Here is an 18,658-nt window from a genome sequence, read left to right on the forward strand (position 1 = left end):
ACCGACAGCCCCTCCCGCCACGAATCCCGGCGGATCAACAGGAACAGCCCTTCCTTCGAGGATGCCACCCGGCATCGCCCCCTCACGGTGAAGTTTCCCCGTGATCTTGGACACGTTTCCGTCACGCGGCGAGAGCGTGGTCTGGTTTCGTTCCTTGGTGGCGCTGGCGGGTCTCGTGGGGTGTGAGGTAGCCCCACTCGGGGTGCCTGCGCAGGCGCCTGCGGTTGTAGTAGGTCTCGATGAACGTGAAGATGTCGGCTCGTGCGCTGGCCCGGTCGTCCCAGATGCGTGTGCCGATCTCCTCTTTCAGCACGGCGAAAAAGCTTTCCGCGGCGGCGTTGTCGAAGCAGATCCCGGTCCTGCCCATGCTCTGCCGTAGCCCCAACTTGCCGAGCCTGTCTCGGAATTGCGTGGAGGTGTACTCCGATCCGCGGTCGGTGTGGATGATGCAGCCGTCTTCCAGGTGGCCCAGGCCGGCGGCCATGTCCAGGGCGTCGACGACCAGGCCGGCGCGGTGGTGGTCGGCCATCGAGTAGCCGATCACCTCGCGGGTCGCCAGATCGAGCCAGGTCGCCAAGTAGAGCCAGCCCTCGGCGGTGGGGACGTAGGTGATGTCGCCGACCACACGCAGGCCGGGGGCCGGGGCGGTGAAGTCACGCCCGATCAGGTCCGGCGCCGGCGCGGCCTTGCGGTCGGCGCGGGTGAGGCTGCGACGCCCGGTGCGACGGCTGTGACCGGCGATGCCGTGTTCGCGCATGAGCCGCTCGACGCGCTTGCGGTTCACCAGGCGGCCACGGCGGCGCAGTTCCGCGGTGACGCGCGGAACGCCGTACGTCTTCCTCGATGCGACATGGATGACGGTGATCTCGTGGACCAGGGCGAGGTCATCACGCTCGCGCACCAAGCGGGCCTGCTCCCCGGCTTCCCAGGCGTAGTACGAGGAACGGGCCACGCCGAGGACGGCACACAGCAGGACAACGGTGAAATGGGCCTTCTCCGCACGGATGAACCGGTATATCTCGCTCACCGGTCGCTCTCCTTCGCGAAGAAGGCCGTCGCTTTTTTCAGTATCTCGATCGTCTTGGCCTGATCGGCGGCGAGCTTGCGCAGCCGCTTGAGCTCCTCCCGCTCGGCCGCATCCAGCCCGCTACCGGCGGCCACCGGCGCCCCCGCGGCGGCCTGCCCGGCACCGTTCGCCTTCTTCACCCAGCCCCGCAGACTCTCCGAGCTGACGCCCAGTTCCCGGGCGACCTCGGTCACCGTCCGGCCCGAGGACGCCACGAGCGCGATTGCGTCCCGCTTGAACTCCTCCGAGTACCGCTTCGTGTACTTGCTTCCCACCTGGCACTGCTTCCTCTGGGCTCACACAGCCCAGTGTCCAGGTATCCACGATCAAGGGGAAGCTTCATGGCGACCTACCGCGAGCGTCCCAGACCACCGCGGGGTGGGGCCAACTCAAGCCGGAACAACCCCCCAACGCTCCCACGCGCCCCGCCGGTGGAGCCAACTCAGACCGGAAAAATGGGGCCAGATCAAACCGTTGATGCCATACGTGGCCGTCTCGTCGCGCCCAAGGTGGCCGCGGTCAGACAGAGGCTGGCAGGATCCTGGCATGCAGTTCGACGATCCTGGCAGCCTGAACGACGTGTGCACCCAGCGGCTCGGTGAGACGGCCGGTCGGCAGTTCGCCGCCATGGCACGCCGCGGCTTTCGGCTGAGCCGCTCACCTGGGAGGGCCCAGGCAACCGGTCAGTGTCGGCTTGGGGGTCCTGCCCTCATCGAACCGGAGACCCCTTGGCCCGAACACAACGGTGTACCGCTGTCCCTGCACGCGGTGCTGGACACGGATGCTCTCGCTGCTTGGCTGGGCACCGAGCTCCCCGTACGGCCCGGCCTGCTCAACTTCTTCTACCTGGATCCGGACTTGCCGTACGAGGAGTACCGCAAACTGGACCTGTCCGGACCTGGGATGTGTCGCGTCATCCCCGCCGATCCGGCACGGGCAGTCGTGATGACAGCCCCCCGACCAGCCAGAAGTTATGCGGCGATGCCGGTCCACGCGGCCGAGGTGACCATGCTTCCGGACTGCTGGGACGTCGAGGACGACGACGTGGAGTTCGACAGGGGCCGGCACTGGGGAGCGCCATCGCTGATCCTCAGCGAGATGGGAGATCTCGATGGAAACACCGCCGGCAGTCACTGCGCCTTCGGCTGGCCGGACACCTCGTACACGCTGAAGGTGTCGTCCCGCGACTCCGACGGCGCTGCCGTCCATCTACTCCAGCTCGCCGAGGACACCGAACTCGGATGGGGTTGGGGTGACGCCGGAACGTTGTACTTCACGATCCCGGCCAAGGCATTCGCGGCAGGCGACTTCCGCCAAGCAACGGCACAGGTCCTCTGCTGTTGACCCCGGGCACGAGTGTTTCGACTGCCGTGGTGATGCCGCGATGTCGAACCCGACGCGCCGATCGCCCTGCTCGCGGCGATCCGCGAGCGCCAGGGCCGTACGGACGAGGCCATCGAGCTGATTGGCCGTCGGCAGATCACCTCGTTCAACGGCTGCCATCAGCTTGCCGACCTGGTGGCCCGGCACGGCCGGATGGGGGAACTGCGCGCCCACGCCGCGACAGACGGACGGGAGAAGACCGTGCAGCGGCTGGCGCAGGCGCTGGAGGAGGCCGGGGACCTGGGTGAGGCGGTCGCCGTGATGCGCGTACAGGCCGACGCCCGCGACGGCGACGAGCCGCCATTCCGAGGCGGGGCCGACCGGGTACGGACCATGACGGCCGGTCACCCGATGTCCTGTGCGGCGGCCTTGCGCCCGACGGCGGGGAACACCGGTGCGCCACCGTCCTGCGCGGGCACACGGCCCTTCTCCGCGCTGCCTCGCTCACGGGAGGCCCGCGACGGGATCAGATGGTGAGGACGAGCTTGCCGTGGAGGTGACCGGTCTCGATCACCCGGTGTGCGTCGGCCACACGCTCGAACGGGAACGTCTCCTGCACGTGGACTCGAAGTCTGCCCTCTTCGACGAGCTCGACGAGACCTTGCAGGCCGACGGGGTCGGGGTCGACCGCGATGCCGCTGAAGCGCATGCCGGCCGCCTCGAACTTCTCTATGAGCTTCACGTCTTCCTCGGCGACCGCCGTCACCAGGTGACCGCCCGGGCGGAGCACTTCGAGGGACCGTTCGACGGTGTCGCCCCCGATCGTGTCGAGCACGACGTCGATGTCATGGACCGCCTCGGTGAAGTCGACCGCCGTGTAGTCGATCACCTCGTCGGCGCCGACCGCCTCGACGAACTCCCGCTTGCTCGCGCTGGCAGTGGTCACCACGTGCGCGCCGAGCGCTTTCGCGATCTGGATCGCGACATGACCGACCCCGCCACCACCGCCATGGACGAGGACGCGGTCCCCTTCCCTCACGCCGCCGAGGTCGACGAGGCCCTGCCACGCCGTCAGTCCGACAAGCGGCAGCGCGGACGCCTCGACGTGCGAGAGCGACGTCGGCTTGCGCGCCAGGTGCAACGCCGGAGCCGACACGACCTCGGCGTACGCGCTCGCCGCCCGCGGGAACAGCGGCATCCCGAACACCTCGTCCCCGGGCCTGAACCGCCATGTCTGCGGCCCTTCCTCGACCACGCCGCTGATGTCCCAGCCGAGGACGAACGGGGGCCGGCCGAGCAGCGGGAACTCGCCGGCGCGCAGGCGTGCCTCCAGCGGGTTCAGCCCGATCGCCTTGACACGGACGAGGACTTCGGTCGGGAGGGGCTGGGGCTCGGGCGCGTCCACGACGGTGAGCACCTCGGGACCGCCGAGCGTGTGCTGGGTGATGACTCGCATGACTCTCCTGGCTCGGGAAGGGGAGAGAACCAGGCTAGGTTTCCGATAGGAACCGGCAGGTGCCCGTGGCGCGGGTACCTTTGGCGCCATGAGCGGTTTCGGTCCCGGGGATCCCTTTCTCGCCGACTGTCCGGCGCGTCTGGCGGTCGAGCTGATCGCCGACAAGTGGACGGTGGTCGTGCTCTACGGCCTCAGCAAGGGCCCGGTGCGCCATGGCGAGCTGATCGGGCTGATCGGTGGCATCTCCCGCAAGATGCTCACCCAGACGCTCCGACGGCTCGAGGCGCACGGACTCATCCGCCGCCATGCCTACGCCGAGGTGCCGCCCCGCGTCGAGTACGAGCTCACCCCGCTCGGGGCGACCCTGATCGATCCGATCCACGTGCTGACCGAGTGGGCAAGGACGAACGGCGACGCGGTACTCGATGCGCTCGACGCCGGTCCCGATCCGGTCGCCCACGGCGGCTGAAGCCCGAGCGGCCCGACCGAAGTCTCGGAGGGGCGCGTATCGTGCCGCATCGTGCAGCCGCTCGCCACCGTCGGCTGCCCGTACGACCCGGACACCGAGGCCGTGGTATAGGACGAGCTCGCCGCCGACGCGGAACGCGAACGCACCCGGCAACGGGAGGACGACAGGCGCCGCCAGGAGGAGAAGACCCAAGCCGCCTGACGCGCCGACCGACACCGCGGCCGCGATCGCAGTGAACGCGCGACTCGCCCGTGCCCGCGAGGCCGGAGCCCAGCTGCGTCCGGGACCCCGTCAGGACGGGCGGCCCGGACACGGTCGTCGCCGTGTGGGTGTGCGGCTCTCTGAAACCGGATGGGTGATGCCAGAGGAATCGCGACGAGAGGTTCGAAAGAGCGAGAACCGCTCCGCCTGCCGCCTCAGTACTGTGACTTCGCATGACCGACACCGAGATCGAGATCACCGCGGACCTGGTCCGCGATCTGTTGCGGGAGCAACACCCAGACCTCGCAGGGCTGGCCATTCGTGAGGTGGTGGGCGGCTGGGGCAATCAAATGTGGCGCCTCGGGGACGAGTTGGCCGTGCGGATGCAGCGCATGGACCCCACCCCCGAGCTTCAGCTCAAGGAGCGGAGGTGGCTCCCCGTGCTGGCCCCGCGCCTGCCGCTCCCGGTGCCGGTCCCGGTCCGGTTCGGCGAACCCTCCGAGCGCTTCCCCAAGCACTGGACCGTGATGACATGGGTTCCCGGCGAGCCGCTGGACCACGGCTCGATCAGCCGCGGCGACCACGCGGCCGACACACTGGCGGGCTTCCTCCGGGCGCTCCACGTGGAGGCACCCGCCGAGGCGCCGATCGCCGTGGACCGCGGTGGCCATCCCAAGGACTGCACGGACGGCTTCGAGAACTTCTTGCAGGCCACTGCCCCCGAAGACGTCGCCGCCGACGTCCGGGCCGTCTGGGACGACGCCGTCGCGGCCCCCGCGTGGGAGGGCTCGCCGGTGTGGGTGCACGGCGACCTCCATCCCGCGAACGTCGTCGTCTCGGACGGAACGCTCTCGGGCATCGTCGACTTCGGCGACATGTTCGCCGGCGATCCGGCGTGGGACCTCGCCGCCGCATGGGTGCTGCTGCCCGCGGGCACGGCCTCACGGTTCTTCTCCATGTACGCGCACGCAGACGAGGCGGCGATCCGGCGCGCCCGCGGGCTGGCCGCCATGAAGAGCCTCTTCCTGATGCTCATGGGGCAGAACGGGGACCAGGGCCTTCCCGGCGGCAAACCGCACTGGGGACCTGCGGGCCGGGCGGCACTCGATCGCGTTCTGAAGGGTGTGTGATGTGCCGCGGCGGGCGCGCAGGGGTCAGCCTGCCGTGGTGCCCTGAGGCGGCCGGCCGCGTCGGGTGCGCTGGTCTTCCGGGTGCAGCAGGGCGATCAGCCGCGTAGATCGGCCGGCGCGACATAGCGCTTGTACTCGTCGAAGCGGTCAGACGGTCGTGGGGGGTCAGTACAGTGTTGCTCGCGCAGGAGACCGACGCCGGCGCGCTGGCCACGCTGTATGCCGCCGTCCAGGACCTGCCCGGCGCGAGCTACGTCGGACCCGACGGCTTCGGCGAGTTCCGCGGCGCCCCGACCCCGGTCAACCGCTCCGAGGCGGCCAGCGACCCGACCACCGCCCGACGCCTGTGGACCGTCTCGGAGGAACTGACCGCCACCGCCTTCCCCAAACGGGCCCTGACAGCGCGGGCCTGAAAGCCCGACCCGTCACCGTCCTTCCGGTGTGGGCCATGCGTGTCCATGGAACTCGGGAGGCATCCTGGTGATCTTCGAGTACCACGGGGGCAAAGGCCGCTGTCCAGAGGCGCGTTCGCCGCACGCCGTGTGCGGTGAAAGGTGCGCAGGGCTCATCCAAAAGCTGATGCTTCCGAAGGTGCCGCGGCACTGATCGGCCAGCTGCGCGACTACACGTGTCTGGAGGCCGCCGGCCGCCGCCCCCGCCTCGCTGGAAGCCCGCCCCGACGTCCTCACCTACACCAACGACACCCTCACGGACGACCTCGAGATGATCGGAGACGTCGGCGCCGACATCTGGTTCCGCTCCAGCCTGCCCCACGCAGACCTGTTCGTGCGCATCTGCGACGTCGACCCCCAGGGACGCTCCACCAACATCTGCGACGGCCTCACCGGCGTCGCACCCGCCGACGAACTGTCATGCGTCACCGTCACCCTGTCGCCCACCGCGTACCTGTTCCGGGCCGGCCACCGCATCCGTGTCGCGGCCTTGGCCGCGTCATGCGCGTCTCTCGGTGCACGGCCACGTGCGTGAGTTCCTGGAGCGCCTCCAGCGCCTCCAGCGCCTCAACCCTCACGGCCGACCAGTTTCTGCAAGTCGAGACTGCCCGCATGGACGGGGACTTGGGCCGCTGCGGACCTCGCGCTGTCATGACTGGGCCTTGGAGCGGCTGCCGCGGCCGGGCTTCTGGGGCTGCTTCGCAGTGGCGGGCCTGGCGTCCTGCGGCTCGTCGGACTTCTCCAGCGGGGTGGCCGACGTGGCGTCGCCCGTCCATGTGGGCCCCCGGACCGGCGCTGGGCCTTGGTCTGACGCTTGGGCTGCTGACGCTGGGTGACGGCGATGGTCGTACCGTCCTCGGTCTGCGTCACGACCTGGTTCTCGCTCGTCACCACGGTGCCGTCGGCCTGGGGCGCGAGGCCCGCCTGCTCCGACGTAGCACCGGCGCCGCCGTCGCCGGAGCTCGTGGTGGCACGGCGACCTGACCGCGCAAGGGAAGCGGCCTTCACTTCGCGCAACCTCATGCTGCGCGCCGGACCGTAGACCCTGCTGCGTCCGGTGATGACTGTGGCAGGGCACGATTCGAGCCGCACGAAGGAGCTGTCCCGCCATGTGTGAATCGATGGGCGATCCCCCGGACGCACGTCCATCCCGCAGATCCCTGCTCGGGGCGGTGGCGGCATCGGCGACCGCCGTCGCCGTATCGCTGCCGGCCTCTCAGCAGGCGTCGGCCGCCACGGTGTCGGAGACGCCCGCAAAGGGCTTGGCACTGACTCTGCTGGGCACCAACGGCGGGCCCCCGCCGCTTGCGGCCCGCTACGGCATCTCCTCCGCGTTGGTCGTCAACGGCCGTACATACGTTGTGGATTGCGGACGCGGTGCCGTGACCCAGTACCTGCGCGCCGGGCTCTCGATGCCCTCGCTCGCCGGTATCTTCCTCACGCATCTGCACGCCGACCACATCGTCGACTACTATGCCTTCCCCCTGCTGGCGGCCGGCGCCTCGGGCACGCAGGGCTTCCAGCGCCCTGTCGAGGTATACGGCCCCGGGCCGGCCGGCATCGCCTCCAGCGTGTCCGGCGCTCCCGGGCCCCTGCCGGGAACGGTCGAGATGACCCGGCTCGCAGGGCAGGCCTGCGCCGCCTCCCCAACCTTCTTCATGACCGAGCACGCGGCCATCGACCCGGCCACCCTGCTCAACGTCCACGACGTCCTGCCGCCCGCAGACCTCCGGGCCTCGCCCGCCCGGACCGCACCGGCCATGCGGCCCTTCACCGTCATGGAGAACGACGACGTCAAGGTCAGCGCGGTCCTGGTCCCGCACGGCGCGGTGTTCCCGGCCTACGCCTACCGGTTCGACACCGATCACGGCAGCGTCGTCTTCTCCGGCGACACCGCGCCGACGCCGAACCTGGTGACGCTCGCCCGCGGCGCGGACGTCCTGGTGCACGAGGCCCTGTACCCCGACGGGCTGGCCGGCCTCGGACTGCCGCAGACGCTGATCGACCACATCCTGGCCGGCCACACCGACGTCGCCGAACTCGGCCGTATCGCAGCCCAGGCGGACCCGGGCACGCTGATCGCCACCCATCTCAGCCCGGGACAGCAGACCGCGGTCAGCGACGCCACCTGGCGCCGCCTGCTGCGCGACAGCGCACGCGATGCCGCCTACGGCGGCCGCATGCTTGTCGGCTCGGACCTGATGCACTTCGCCGTGCGCTGACGAAAACGCCCCCCTCACCGGTGCCTTCGGGGTCCGCCGCGCAGTCGGGTGGCACGGCGCACCAGCGGCGCCCAACCAGGGGTCCCGGGCCGTCGACCGCCGCTCCAGCTATTCGCCCACTACTCCATCTCCATGTCTCGAGGAGCCATGCCGGCCATCACATCTGTCTCGTCCCGGTCCGCACAGCCAGGATCCGAATCCCGCCACACCACGGCCACGATCGTGCTGGCCTGCCTGGGAGTGTTCGTCTCCTACCTCCCGGTCGTCGGCGTCTCCGTCGCGCTGCCGGTCATCCAGCAGGCGCTCGACGCCTCAACCGTCGGGCTCCAGTGGATCACTGACGCCTTCATCCTGCCGACCGCCGCCCTGCTGCTGACCTGCGGCATGATCGGCGAACTGTACGGACGCAAGAAGACCTGGCTCGCCGGTCTCGTCATGTTCTGCCTCGGCTGCCTGGTCTGTCTGACGGCCGGCAGCGTCGTGCAGGTGTGTGTGGGCCAGGCGCTCACCGGTATCGGCACGGCCGCCCTGCTCCCCTCCACCCTGGCCCTGATCAGCCATGTGTGCCCGGACCACCACAAGCGCGCCCGTGTCATAGCCCTGTGGACGGCCTCCCTGGGCCTCGGTCTGACACTCGGGCCGCTGTTCAACGGTGTCATCGTGGAACACACGAGCTGGCGGTGGATCTTCCTGCCGGCCCTGGTCGTCGGCGTGGTCACCACGGTGATCGGGGCGGTTGTCCTCAGGGAGTCCCGCTCGCAGCGTGAACGCCATCTCGACATCCCCGGCCAGATCCTGGCCATCATCGCGATCACGGGCCTGGTGTACGGCGTCATCGAGGGCGGCAGCGCCGGATGGGGTTCCGCCGAGGTCGTGCTCGCGTTCGTGGCGGCCGCCGTCGGTCTGCTGGCCTTCGTCGTGGTCGAACTCCGGTCGCCCTGTCCGATGCTGGACATGCGTCTGTTCGGGTCGTCGGCCTTCTCCGGTGCCGCGCTCGTGATGGGCCTGACCCTGTTCGCCCAGGTCGGTCTGGTCTTCGCGCTGAGCGAGTACTTCGGGCTCGTCCATCACGCCTCCACCTGGGACATCGGCCTACGGCTCGTCGCCATCAACGGCTTCACCGTCGTGCTCAGCCCTCTGGTGGGCCGTCTGATGAACCGCACCTCACCCGCGCTGCTCCTGGTCACCGGCCTCGTGGTCGGCGGTGTCGGGGCGCTGTGCGTCAACCTGTTCCGCGCCTCCACCGGCACCGGGGAAGCGGCGCTGGTCGTCGGGGTGCTGGGCATCGGCATCGCGCTCGCCATGGCGCCGATCACGACCATCGCCATGAACAGCCTGCCGCGTCGGCTCGCGGACACGGCGGGCGCCGCCAACAGCGCACTGCGCCAGATCGGCAGTGCCCTCGGACCTGCGGTCTTCGGCGTGATCCTCACCAACCGCACCCTGGACACACTGCCCGGCCATCTCGCCCGGTCCGGTCTGAGCGCAGCCGACCAGGGGGAGGTGAGCGGGGTGGTGTCGCACGTCGGTATCCAGGCCGGCGCGTTCCTGCGGCTGAAGACTCCGGAAGCCACCGGCCAGGCACTGTCCGCCTACGGCGCGAGCTTCACCGACGCACTGCACACCTGCGCCCTCGTCGGCGGCGTCGGCATGCTGGTGGCCGCGGTGATCGCCTTCTTCACGATCGGCGTACGGACGCGGGTGGTGCAGGAGACCGGCGGGACGCCCGAGGTGGCGACGCATCCGGCCGGGGCCGCGGGGACGACTGCGACCGGTGACGTGAGCTGAGTGGTCGGCGGTTGCGGCAGGGTGGTGGTGCGTCGGTGTCTCCGACGCACCACCACCCTGCCTCTCCCACGGTGAATCGCTCCGCTGCCGGGTCATGCCGGAACGGGCCGACGTCCGGCGACCCACTCGGCGGCGCGGAGGGTGTTCACCAGGAGCATCGCGATGGTCATCGGTCCGAGTCGCTAGGCGAAGACGATGGTCTGGTTGCCGTTGCGGACGACCCGCTCTTCCGCGTGCCAGAGCACGGCGCGCGAGAGCACGGCCCGCTCCACGTCGGCACCGCGGCGGGCGAGATCCGCGGCCGTGTCGGCATGGCTGACGCGGACGACGTCCTGCTCGATGATCGGACCCTCGTCCAGGTCCTCGGTGACGTAGTGGGCGGTGGCCCCCACCAGCTTCACGCCCCGCTCCTTGGCCTTGGCGTACGGCCCGGCGCCGATGAAGGCCGGCAGGAAGGAGTGGTGGATGTTGATGATCGGCACCCCGGCCCTCTCGATGAACTCGCCGGACAGGATCTGCATATAGCGGGCGAGCACCACGAAGTCGACGTTGTCCTTGAGCAGCCGCAGATGCTCCACCTCGGCCGCCGACTTGTCCGGACCCATCGAGGGGACATGGAAGAAGGGGATCCCGAACGAGCGCACCTCCTCCGCCACATCGGGGTGATTGGAGATCACCATCGCGATGCTGAGCGGGAGTTGACCCTGACGGTGCCGCCACAGCAGGTCGAGGAGACAGTGGTCGGACTTGCTCGCGAAGATGGCGACCCGCTTCGGGACGGACAGGTCGCGCAGCCGGTACGTGAGCCCGTACTGCTTGACGAGACGATCGTCGAGATCGGCTCGCAGCGCGGGAAGTGCCGCCTGGAGGGCGTCCATCGTGAAGACGGTGCGCTGGAAGAAGGCGCCGCCCTGCGCGTTGTCGGAGTACTGGTCCAGGGAGACGATATTGGCACCGTGACCGCTGAGAACGGAGGCCAGCGCGGCGACGATGCCCGTGGCGTCGGCGCCCTGGACGATCAGCGAGGCCTGGTGATGGGTACCCCGGACCTTCTCGGCCGGGCGAGGCGCCCTGCCCTGGGTGAGTGTCATGCCTGCACCTCCTTCCTGAACCGGGCGACCCACTCGGACGTGGCCCGCAGTCCGCCGAACGTGTAGAAGTGGACCTTCACCTCGCCGTGCCGGGCGGGTTCGTACCCCTCGGCCAGCGCCCGCAGAAACCGGTCCGGGCCGGCGGTGCCCATGAGGTTGGTCAGCGACAGACCGTACTTCTTGGCGATGGCCGCACTGGTGCCGACGCCGAACCGGGCCGCGTAGGACATCAGACGCCGCACCCCGGCCGGGCCGGGCACACCGATCCGGACCGGCAGCCCGATGCCCATCCCGCGCACCCGCTCGACCCAGGCCAGCACCGGATCCACGTCGAACCCGAACTGGGTGATGACACTGCCTTCCAGGCCCTGCGCCGCCAGCGCCGCGCTCTTGTCCCGCAGCGCCGACCACAACACGGGCCCCGGAATGGCGGGATGCCCCTCCGGGTAGCCGCTGACGCCGACGTGCCGCACCCCGTACTCCGGCAGCAGGCCGGACTCGATCAGGGAGAGCGAGTCCTCGTAGGGGCCCTCCGGGCGGGCCGGGTCCCCGGCGACGGTGAAGACGTTGTCGCAGGTTCCGTCGTTCCGTAGGCCGGCCAGAAAGCCTTCGAAGTCGGCCTTGGAGCCGAGCCGACGGGCCGAGATGTGCGGCACCGGTACAAAGCCGAGCTGCTTCACGGCACGGGCTGCGGCCAGCCGCATCTCCAGGTCCTCGTTGCCGAGGAAGGTGACGTTGACGCGCGTGCCGTGGGGGATCCTGTCGCGGGCCTCCTCCAGTTTGAACACGTCCTTGCCTGTCATCTCCAGCGAGAAGTCCTCCAGCAGCGATGTACTCACCGCCGTGGAGGCCGTGTTGCAGGGGTTCATGGTGCTCCTGGTCGAAGGTGCGACGGCGTGTTGTACCGCGGGCGCAATCACCGCGCGGGGGAGACCACCCACGGGAGAGCGCGCACGGAACACGCGATCATCGTGCAGGGGAGGAGAGTTATGTGCTCGGCCTGGGCGGCGTGCGGTGGCTGAACCGGTCGGTGCAGGGCCGTGTAATCGGCTGGTCAGAGCGTCGGCGAGTGGTCTGGGGCCGACGGGGCGCGGCCGGGCGAGCGGCCGCGCGAACCGGCCCGGTCAGATGTTCCGGCGGTAATGGGTGCGGGCGTGTTGGTTGAAGGGGCTCGGTCGGACGGTGGCCCGGATGCGCGGGAAGCCGAGGTCCGCCTCGGGGTCGGTGTCCGTGCCGGGGTGCTCGCCCCAGACCACGCTGACCTCGGTGCCGGGCGAGGCGTGCGCGGGGGTGATCAGGGTCTGGGCCAGTACCGTGCCGACCGGATCGATCGACGCGCTCTGCATCGTGACGCCGACCAGGCCGCCGTCAACGTCCTCCACCCGGTGCCGTGCGTAGCTGAGCACGAACCCGGGATCCTGGCCCTCGCCGAGCACCCGGCGCACGTCGTCGCGGTCGAGCATCAGGGTGACCTTCTTGCGCAGCTCCTCGTCCTTCGCCTTCAGCAGGGCGTCCCGGCCCTGGAAGTCGTGCCCGAAGTGGATCATCTTCCCGTAGCCGAGTTCGTAGGGGGAGACGTAGTAGTCCTCGATGTTCGGCGAGAAGTGGCTGCCGTTGAGCGGCCGTTTGCCCTCGATGCCGAACAGCGGCAAGTACCGGCGGTATTCCAGCAGACCGGGATCGGAGTAGATGCCGGGGACCGGTGAGGGGATCCAGCCGCTCTCCACGCTGGGTGTGGTGTAGGCGAGGGCGCCGACCTGGACCAGTCCGAGCGGCTCGCCGGCCTTCAGGAACGCCTCGTGGACGTGGGCCGCGTGTTCCCAGGGACCGATGAATTCGTAGCCGGCCTGGCCGGCCATCCCGTGCCGTAGGGCCCGGAAGGCACGGCCGTCGAGGGTGACCGGCGTGGAGTGGAAGAACTTCGTCTCCGGGAGCGGCCCGCCGAACGCACTGTGTATCAGGTCCAGGGCCCGCGGCCCCTGGACCTGGTAGCGGAAGAGCTTCGGGGCGCCCCCGCCGGGCCGGAACGCGGACGACGGATCGGTGACGAACGAGACGTCGTAGCCGCCCTTCTCCGCGTGGTACTGCACCCAGTGCTGCGCGGCGGGGATTCCGCTGAGCAGATACTTGTTCTCGCCCTCGCGGGCGAGGATCCCGTCGGTGACGATGTAGCCGTCGCCGGTGACCGGCACGTACTGCTTGGCCTGTCCGACCGCGAAGTTCTCGAAGTTGTTGACGCCGTGGTCGGCCAGTACCCGGGTGGCGTCCGGCCCCTCGATCCACATGTCGTACATGTGATGCGACAGGTTGAGCAGCGCCACACCTTCGTGCCACGCCGCCTGCTCCTGCCGCCATCCGGCGAACTCGCGCTCGACGACCTCGGGGACCCACGGCTCGGCACCGGGCTTCCACAGCAGGTCGACGGGCGAGCCCGCCTTGTCGATGCCGTCCTGAAGGCTCGGGATGGTCATGCGGCTCCTTCCGAGGTCACCCACAGACTCCGGATCGATCCGGCTACTAAATCGATCTAGCTTGATCGTCGCGTCTGTGTTGCGGCGTGGGCGGAGTGCGTGGGGACGTGAGCGACTTAATCGATCTAGTCCGACGCTAGCAGGAGAACTCCGCAATTGAGGAGGCGCGTGCCTCGCACTCTTTAGTTGCGTACAGCGCAAGGAAGTGGCCGGCGGCAGTGGTGGGGCGACAGGGGCTGTTACGGTTGCTAGAACGTTTAAGTGGCGGAGGAGGTCCATGGATCGCATGCTCCTCATGCGCAGCTTCGTGACCGTCGCGCAGCTCGGCAGCTTCAGTCAGGCCGCCAGAGCGCTCAACTCCTCGGGGTCGCTCGTGTCGCGCCATGTCGCCGAGCTGGAGCGGCAGGTGGGGGTGCGGCTGCTGAACCGCACGGCGCGCTCGGTCAGTCTCACCGAACCGGGGGTGCTCGACGCCGAGTTCGCGACCCGCATCCTCAAGGAGATCGAGGCCGAGGACGCGAGCATCGCCCAGCTGAACGACCGTGCGGAAGGGAGCCTGGGGGTGGTCTCGCCCCAGTGGATCGGCGGCCTCGACCTCGGTGACGCCATCGCCGCCTTCTCGGCCGCGTATCCCAGGATCTGCGTGCGCTTCGAACTGGGCGGCCTGTCCGACCGCACCTATGACTTCCTGGACAGCGGATTCGACATCGCCCTGCACACCCGCGACCTGCGGGACTCCGGCGTCCGCCTCAAGAAGATCACGTCGTTGCCCTTCGTGCTGTGCGCGTCGAAGCAGTACGTCGACAGGCACGGGACCCTGGCCCATCCGAACGATCTGGCGGCCCATGACTGCCTCGTACACGTCGATGAGCCGGTGTGGCGGCTCGGGCACGGCTCCACGTCCACACTGCACAAGATCCGCAAGGTGGCGTACTCCTCGAACTCCTACATCGCCCTGCGCAAGGCTGCCGTGCTCGGGCGCGGGGTCGCCCTGCTTCCCGAGCGGTCGGCGCACGACGATCTGATGTCCGGCGCCCTGCAGATCCTGTTGCCCGGTCATCCCGTCCCGGAGCGGCCGCTGTACGCCGTCTACGGCCCGGGACAGCCCACACCCCGCAAGGTCACCGTGTTCCTCGCATTCCTGGCGCGCTGGTTCACGGCCACATCGTGAAGTTCGACCATGACTTCGTCGGACGCGAGGGCCTTGAGCGGATCAAGGACCGGCCGCGCCGCAAGACGTGGGTGCTGTGGGACCGCGACGACGTCGCGAAGATCTACGCGAGCATGTACGAGCAGGGCGACAGGCGCTTCAAGTACCTGGAGATGCCCGCGGCCTTCTACACGTCCTGCCAGTTCGACCGCGTCGAGAAGGACGGCGAACTCGTCGGCGCGGCCATGCTCACCGTGTACTCGCGAACGTGCGCGGATGGATCTCCCTCGGCACCATCGACCCGGCCGCCGCCGTGGGCGACCAGGTGGAGATCGGGTGGGGCGAGCCGAACGGGGGCTCACCGAACCCGGCCGTCGAACGACACACCCAGACACGGGTACGGGGTACGGTCATCTCCCGTCCGTTCCCCAACCGGCACTGACCGCACGCCGCACGCGCCGGTTTGTGCAAACTCTGCTTGCAGAAGGCCACCGAGTCCGTGGGCTAGCCTGAACTCAATCGTTCTGGAGCTGGGCGCCGAGAGGATCCGGGATGGGCCGTTCTGGTCGGGTGACGTTGAGCGACGTGGCCAAGGCGTCCGGAGTGTCGCGAGCCACGGTGAGCTTCGTACTCAACGACGACCCACGGCAGACGATCTCCGTCGCGACCCGGGAGCGGGTCATGGAGGCCGCCCAGGTTCTGGGGTACGTCCCGCACGGGATCGCCCGGGCCCTGCGCGAGGGCTCCTCCCGCGTCGTGGTGCTCAACGTCGACTGGGGCATGGAGGGCAACTTCTCCCGGAGCTACGTCCGGGGCCTGGACGAGGAACTCGCCGAGCATGAGCACATCTTGCTGGTCCGGCACGGGCACGCCAACCCCGAAGCCACGCAGAAGATCCTCGACACCATCGCGCCGCGCGCTGTGCTGCGGCTGGGCGAGGTGTACATGCGAGGGCAGGAGCCCACCGAGGAGGACTGGGAGCGCGGATTCGCCGCCAACGCGGCCCTGCAGATCCGGTACCTCGCGGAGCGCGGGCACACCCGCATCGCCATGGCCCTGCCCGACCACGAATTCCCGCTGAGGGACGCCCGGTTGGGCTTCGCGCAGGAAGCTGCACGGCGTCTGGGACTTCGGCCCCTGGAGCGTTTCGTCGTGCCCCGGCCGCGGGACGCCGGCGCCGCCGCCGTCGAGGCGTTCCTGGCGGCCCACGGGGACGTGACCGCCCTCGCGGCGTTCGACGACGACATCGCGCTGAGAGGCATGACCGCTCTGCGCGACCTCGGTCGACGCGTGCCTGACGACATGGCCGTGATCGGCTTCGACGAGATCGAGTACGGGTCTCTTTCCGCTCCTGCGCTGACAACCGTCCACATCGACGCCGAAATCCTCGGCCGTATCGCTGCCCGAGCCGTCCTCGGCGTCGACACCGAGGGCCTGGCTCCGATGAGAGGGCGGATCGTGGTGCGCGAGTCGGCGTGACCGCTGAGCGCCGTCGATGCGCTCGGCGGATGGACGGGGCGGCCGGTAATTCCCCGATCGGGACGGACTGTTGGCCGGAACGCCTCAGTCCTTGCCCATCTGGTCCTCGGCCGACAGATGTTCCACCGTCTTGCCGGTCTCGGTGAAAGTGCGTGTCACATGGCCCGAGGAATAGACCCACAGAATGCGCAACGGGACGTCGCCGATATTGCGGAAGAGGTGGGGGATCGGGGACGGGATGTACGTGGTGTCGTACTGCTCCAGTTTCGTCGCTTCACCGTCGACCCACACCTCCGCCCGGCCCTCGAGGATCGTCACGTGCTCATCGCAGTTGTGGGAGTGCAGCGGTGCGCCGGAGCCGACCGGGTAGACGCTCATCCCGCTGGTGATCCTGTTCTCGCCCTGGGCGGACGGCGTCGTGATCAGGGGTGTCGTGACGACGGCGCCCCCTCGGTCCAGCAGCGGTACCTGGGCGACCTTGATGATCGTGGTCATCCGGAGTCCTCTCCACTTCACGGTGATACGACGGCGGTACGGAGACCGACGTTAGGTCGCGCGCGCGTGACGGGGTGCCCCCCGGCGTGCAGTTTTACGTTGCGGTTCGGGAGGGGTGAACTGCCGTATCCCCGCTGTACGGTCAGCTGGCATCGCGTCGTGACGGCGGTACGGCCGTCACGTCGTCAAGCCATGAGGAAAAGGCAGGTACTGGCCAGATGAGGCTCCCCGTTCTGAGCGAAGAGAAAATGGATCCGCGCCAGCTGGAGCTGGCCGCCCGCATCGCCGGCCGGCGTGGCGCCGTCCGGGGTCCGTTCCGGGTCTGGCTGCACAGCCCTGAGATGTGTGAACGCGCCGAGTCCCTGGGGGCGTTCGCCCGCTTCGACTGCAGTCTGCCCAAGCGTCTACGGGAGTTGACGTTGCTGATGGCCGCGCGGAACTGGGATGCGCAGTACTCCTGGAATGCCCATGTGCACCAGGCGATCGAGGCCGGCGTCCCCGAGGCCGCGGTCAAGGCCATCGCCGAGAAGCGCGAGGCCGTCTTCGACGACGAGGCGGACCAGGCGTTCTACCAGTTCTGCCGCGAGGTCCTGGAGGAGCACTTCGTCTCCGACGAGACCTTCGCCCGGGCGCTGGAGCACTTCGGCTCGAAGGGGCTGGTCGACACCATCGGCGCGCTCGGCAACTTCACCATGCTCGGCATGTGCCTCAACACCTTCCAGGTGGACCTGCAGGCCGACAAGGAACCCCCGTTCCCGGACATCCGCGGCTACGGACGCGTCAATCCTTGAAATTCGGTTAACGGCAACAAGAAGGTTGACAAGATTGCCAACAGTCACTTTGTCTTGCTCACCAGGAACAACCTGAGCGAACCACCCCAGGACAGCGCCGTACTGCTCCAGGCAAGGACAGAGCCCATGGACCGCTTGCTTCTCATGCACAGCTTCGTCACCGTCGCGCAGGTCGGCAGTTTCAGTGGGGCCGCCAAACGGCTGGGCTCGTCGGGCTCGCTCGTGTCGCGGCACGTGGCGGAACTCGAGCGACAGGTGGGAGTGAGGCTGGTCAACCGCACGGCCCGCTCGGTGAGCCTCACCGAGCCGGGCCAGCGGTACGCGGAATTCGCCGCCCGCATTCTGGGGGAGATCGAGGCCGAGGACGCCGGTATCGCGCAGTTGCACGACCGGGCCGAGGGGACGCTCAGCATCATCTGTCCGAAATGGATAGGCAGCCTCGACCTGGGCGATGCCATCGCCGCGTTCTCCGCGGCGCATCCCAAAATCCAGGTCCGCTTCGAACTCGGCGGCATGTCCGACCGCACCTACGATTTCCTGGACAGCGGATTCGACGTGGCCTTCCACACCAGGGATCTCAGGGACTCCAGTGTCCGGCTGAAGAAGATCTCCTCGTTGCCTTTCGTGCTGTGCGCGTCGGAGGCGTACACCGACCGGCACGGCTCGCTCGCCCACCCCAACGACCTCGCCGCCCGTGACTGCCTTGTGCACGTGAACGACCCGGTCTGGCGCCTGGGCCACGGCCGTGCGAGCACCCTGCACAAGATCCGCAACATCGCCTTCTCGTCGAACTCCTACCTCGCCCTGCAGAAGGCCGCCGTGCACGGGCGCGGCATCGCGCTGCTGCCGCAGCGTCCGGCGTACGACGACCTCGTCTCCGGAGCGCTGCGGGTTCTGCTGCCGGAGCTGGCGGTGCCCGACCGCCCGCTGTACGCGATCTACGGCCCCGGGCAAGGCACACCGCGCAAGATCAGCGTGTTCCTGGACTTTCTCACCGACTGGTTCTCGCGCAACCCCATCCCCGCGATCGACCAGTAGCCGCAGCCGGGCCGCGCGAGCCGCAAGAAACGATTG

At 69.0% G+C, this 18,658-nt stretch carries 19 protein-coding genes and 2 pseudogenes; 13 read left to right on the plus strand and 8 right to left on the minus strand.

The window, feature by feature from the left end:
- Positions 1-121 precede the first annotated feature (121 nt).
- Entirely contained in the window at positions 122-1,027 is a 906-nt protein-coding gene (locus tag OG852_RS45065; RefSeq protein WP_330347655.1) for an IS3 family transposase, read from the minus strand.
- The gene (locus OG852_RS45070) at positions 1,024-1,341 is read right to left on the minus strand and encodes a transposase (RefSeq protein ID WP_330347656.1); all 318 of its coding nucleotides are present in this window, start codon (positions 1,339-1,341) and stop codon (positions 1,024-1,026) included. The genes OG852_RS45065 and OG852_RS45070 overlap by 4 nt, the downstream gene beginning before the upstream one ends.
- A gap of 352 nt (positions 1,342-1,693) precedes the next feature.
- Here OG852_RS45070 and OG852_RS45075 point away from each other — a divergent pair, with 352 nt between their 5' ends.
- Both OG852_RS45075 and OG852_RS45080 read left to right on the plus strand, forming a co-directional pair.
- Positions 1,694-2,410, plus strand: coding sequence for a DUF1963 domain-containing protein (locus tag OG852_RS45075; protein ID WP_330351616.1), 717 nt, complete (start codon positions 1,694-1,696; stop codon positions 2,408-2,410).
- A 174-nt stretch (positions 2,411-2,584) separates the two neighbouring features.
- A complete protein-coding gene (locus OG852_RS45080) occupies positions 2,585-2,926 on the plus strand; it encodes a hypothetical protein (RefSeq protein ID WP_133916974.1) in 342 nt (113 codons plus the stop codon).
- Here the strand turns inward: OG852_RS45080 and OG852_RS45085 are convergent.
- On the minus strand, positions 2,916-3,845 hold the full coding sequence (locus OG852_RS45085) for an NADP-dependent oxidoreductase (RefSeq protein ID WP_133916975.1): 930 nt from the start codon (positions 3,843-3,845) through the stop codon (positions 2,916-2,918). The two genes, OG852_RS45080 and OG852_RS45085, sit on opposite strands and share 11 nt — an antisense overlap.
- Positions 3,846-3,933: 88 nt before the next feature.
- Here OG852_RS45085 and OG852_RS45090 point away from each other — a divergent pair, with 88 nt between their 5' ends.
- From OG852_RS45090 to OG852_RS45105, 4 genes and pseudogenes are all read left to right on the plus strand, one after another.
- A complete protein-coding gene (locus OG852_RS45090) occupies positions 3,934-4,314 on the plus strand; it encodes a winged helix-turn-helix transcriptional regulator (protein ID WP_330350947.1) in 381 nt (126 codons plus the stop codon).
- 434 nt (positions 4,315-4,748) lie between these two features.
- On the plus strand, positions 4,749-5,645 hold the full coding sequence (locus OG852_RS45095; RefSeq protein ID WP_133916977.1) for an aminoglycoside phosphotransferase family protein: 897 nt from the start codon (positions 4,749-4,751) through the stop codon (positions 5,643-5,645).
- Positions 5,646-5,824: 179 nt separating this feature from the next.
- Positions 5,825-6,058: pseudogene (locus OG852_RS45100) on the plus strand (oxidoreductase); the annotation flags it as partial.
- Positions 6,059-6,308: 250 nt separating this feature from the next.
- Positions 6,309-6,632, plus strand: a complete 324-nt coding sequence (locus tag OG852_RS45105) for a CocE/NonD family hydrolase (RefSeq protein WP_133916978.1) — start codon at positions 6,309-6,311, stop codon at positions 6,630-6,632.
- A gap of 73 nt (positions 6,633-6,705) precedes the next feature.
- Here the strand turns inward: OG852_RS45105 and OG852_RS45110 are convergent.
- Positions 6,706-7,024, minus strand: a pseudogene (locus OG852_RS45110) (membrane protein insertase YidC); the annotation flags it as partial.
- 182 nt (positions 7,025-7,206) lie between these two features.
- Between OG852_RS45110 and OG852_RS45115 the strand changes: the two are divergent.
- Complete coding sequence (locus OG852_RS45115) at positions 7,207-8,319, plus strand: MBL fold metallo-hydrolase (RefSeq protein WP_330350948.1); 1,113 nt, start codon at positions 7,207-7,209, stop codon at positions 8,317-8,319.
- A gap of 147 nt (positions 8,320-8,466) precedes the next feature.
- Positions 8,467-10,107: an MFS transporter gene (locus OG852_RS45120; RefSeq protein WP_330350949.1), complete on the plus strand. Its 1,641-nt coding sequence runs from the start codon at positions 8,467-8,469 to the stop codon at positions 10,105-10,107.
- 182 nt (positions 10,108-10,289) lie between these two features.
- Here OG852_RS45120 and purU read toward each other — a convergent pair whose 3' ends face one another.
- The 3 genes from purU to OG852_RS45135 all read right to left on the minus strand — a co-directional run bounded on the left by purU (position 10,290) and on the right by OG852_RS45135 (position 13,669).
- Positions 10,290-11,198, minus strand: coding sequence for a formyltetrahydrofolate deformylase (gene purU / locus OG852_RS45125; RefSeq protein WP_330350950.1), 909 nt, complete (start codon positions 11,196-11,198; stop codon positions 10,290-10,292).
- Complete coding sequence (locus OG852_RS45130) at positions 11,195-12,067, minus strand: methylenetetrahydrofolate reductase (RefSeq protein WP_208117360.1); 873 nt, start codon at positions 12,065-12,067, stop codon at positions 11,195-11,197. The genes purU and OG852_RS45130 overlap by 4 nt, the downstream gene beginning before the upstream one ends.
- Before the next feature lie 255 nt (positions 12,068-12,322).
- Complete coding sequence (locus tag OG852_RS45135) at positions 12,323-13,669, minus strand: aminomethyltransferase family protein (RefSeq protein ID WP_133916982.1); 1,347 nt, start codon at positions 13,667-13,669, stop codon at positions 12,323-12,325.
- A gap of 277 nt (positions 13,670-13,946) precedes the next feature.
- Here OG852_RS45135 and OG852_RS45140 point away from each other — a divergent pair, with 277 nt between their 5' ends.
- The 3 genes from OG852_RS45140 to OG852_RS45150 all read left to right on the plus strand — a co-directional run bounded on the left by OG852_RS45140 (position 13,947) and on the right by OG852_RS45150 (position 16,298).
- Complete coding sequence (locus tag OG852_RS45140; protein ID WP_330350951.1) at positions 13,947-14,840, plus strand: LysR family transcriptional regulator; 894 nt, start codon at positions 13,947-13,949, stop codon at positions 14,838-14,840.
- 247 nt (positions 14,841-15,087) lie between these two features.
- Positions 15,088-15,261 (plus strand): hypothetical protein, encoded by a 174-nt coding sequence (locus OG852_RS45145; protein ID WP_330350952.1) that lies wholly within the window; start codon positions 15,088-15,090, stop codon positions 15,259-15,261.
- A 110-nt stretch (positions 15,262-15,371) separates the two neighbouring features.
- Positions 15,372-16,298 carry a LacI family DNA-binding transcriptional regulator gene (locus OG852_RS45150; protein WP_330350953.1) on the plus strand — a complete coding sequence of 309 codons (927 nt, stop codon included), beginning with the start codon at positions 15,372-15,374 and terminating at the stop codon, positions 16,296-16,298.
- An 84-nt stretch (positions 16,299-16,382) separates the two neighbouring features.
- Here OG852_RS45150 and OG852_RS45155 read toward each other — a convergent pair whose 3' ends face one another.
- Complete coding sequence (locus tag OG852_RS45155; RefSeq protein WP_133916985.1) at positions 16,383-16,793, minus strand: cupin domain-containing protein; 411 nt, start codon at positions 16,791-16,793, stop codon at positions 16,383-16,385.
- A gap of 248 nt (positions 16,794-17,041) precedes the next feature.
- Between OG852_RS45155 and OG852_RS45160 the strand changes: the two genes are divergently transcribed.
- Together OG852_RS45160 and OG852_RS45165 are read left to right on the plus strand one after the other, a co-directional pair.
- Positions 17,042-17,584, plus strand: a complete 543-nt coding sequence (locus OG852_RS45160; protein ID WP_330350954.1) for a carboxymuconolactone decarboxylase family protein — start codon at positions 17,042-17,044, stop codon at positions 17,582-17,584.
- Positions 17,585-17,710: 126 nt separating this feature from the next.
- Positions 17,711-18,622 carry a LysR family transcriptional regulator gene (locus OG852_RS45165; RefSeq protein ID WP_330350955.1) on the plus strand — a complete coding sequence of 304 codons (912 nt, stop codon included), beginning with the start codon at positions 17,711-17,713 and terminating at the stop codon, positions 18,620-18,622.
- Positions 18,623-18,658 lie beyond the last annotated feature (36 nt).

Source organism: Streptomyces sp. NBC_00582 (assembly GCF_036345155.1).
Taxonomy (GTDB): domain Bacteria; phylum Actinomycetota; class Actinomycetes; order Streptomycetales; family Streptomycetaceae; genus Streptomyces.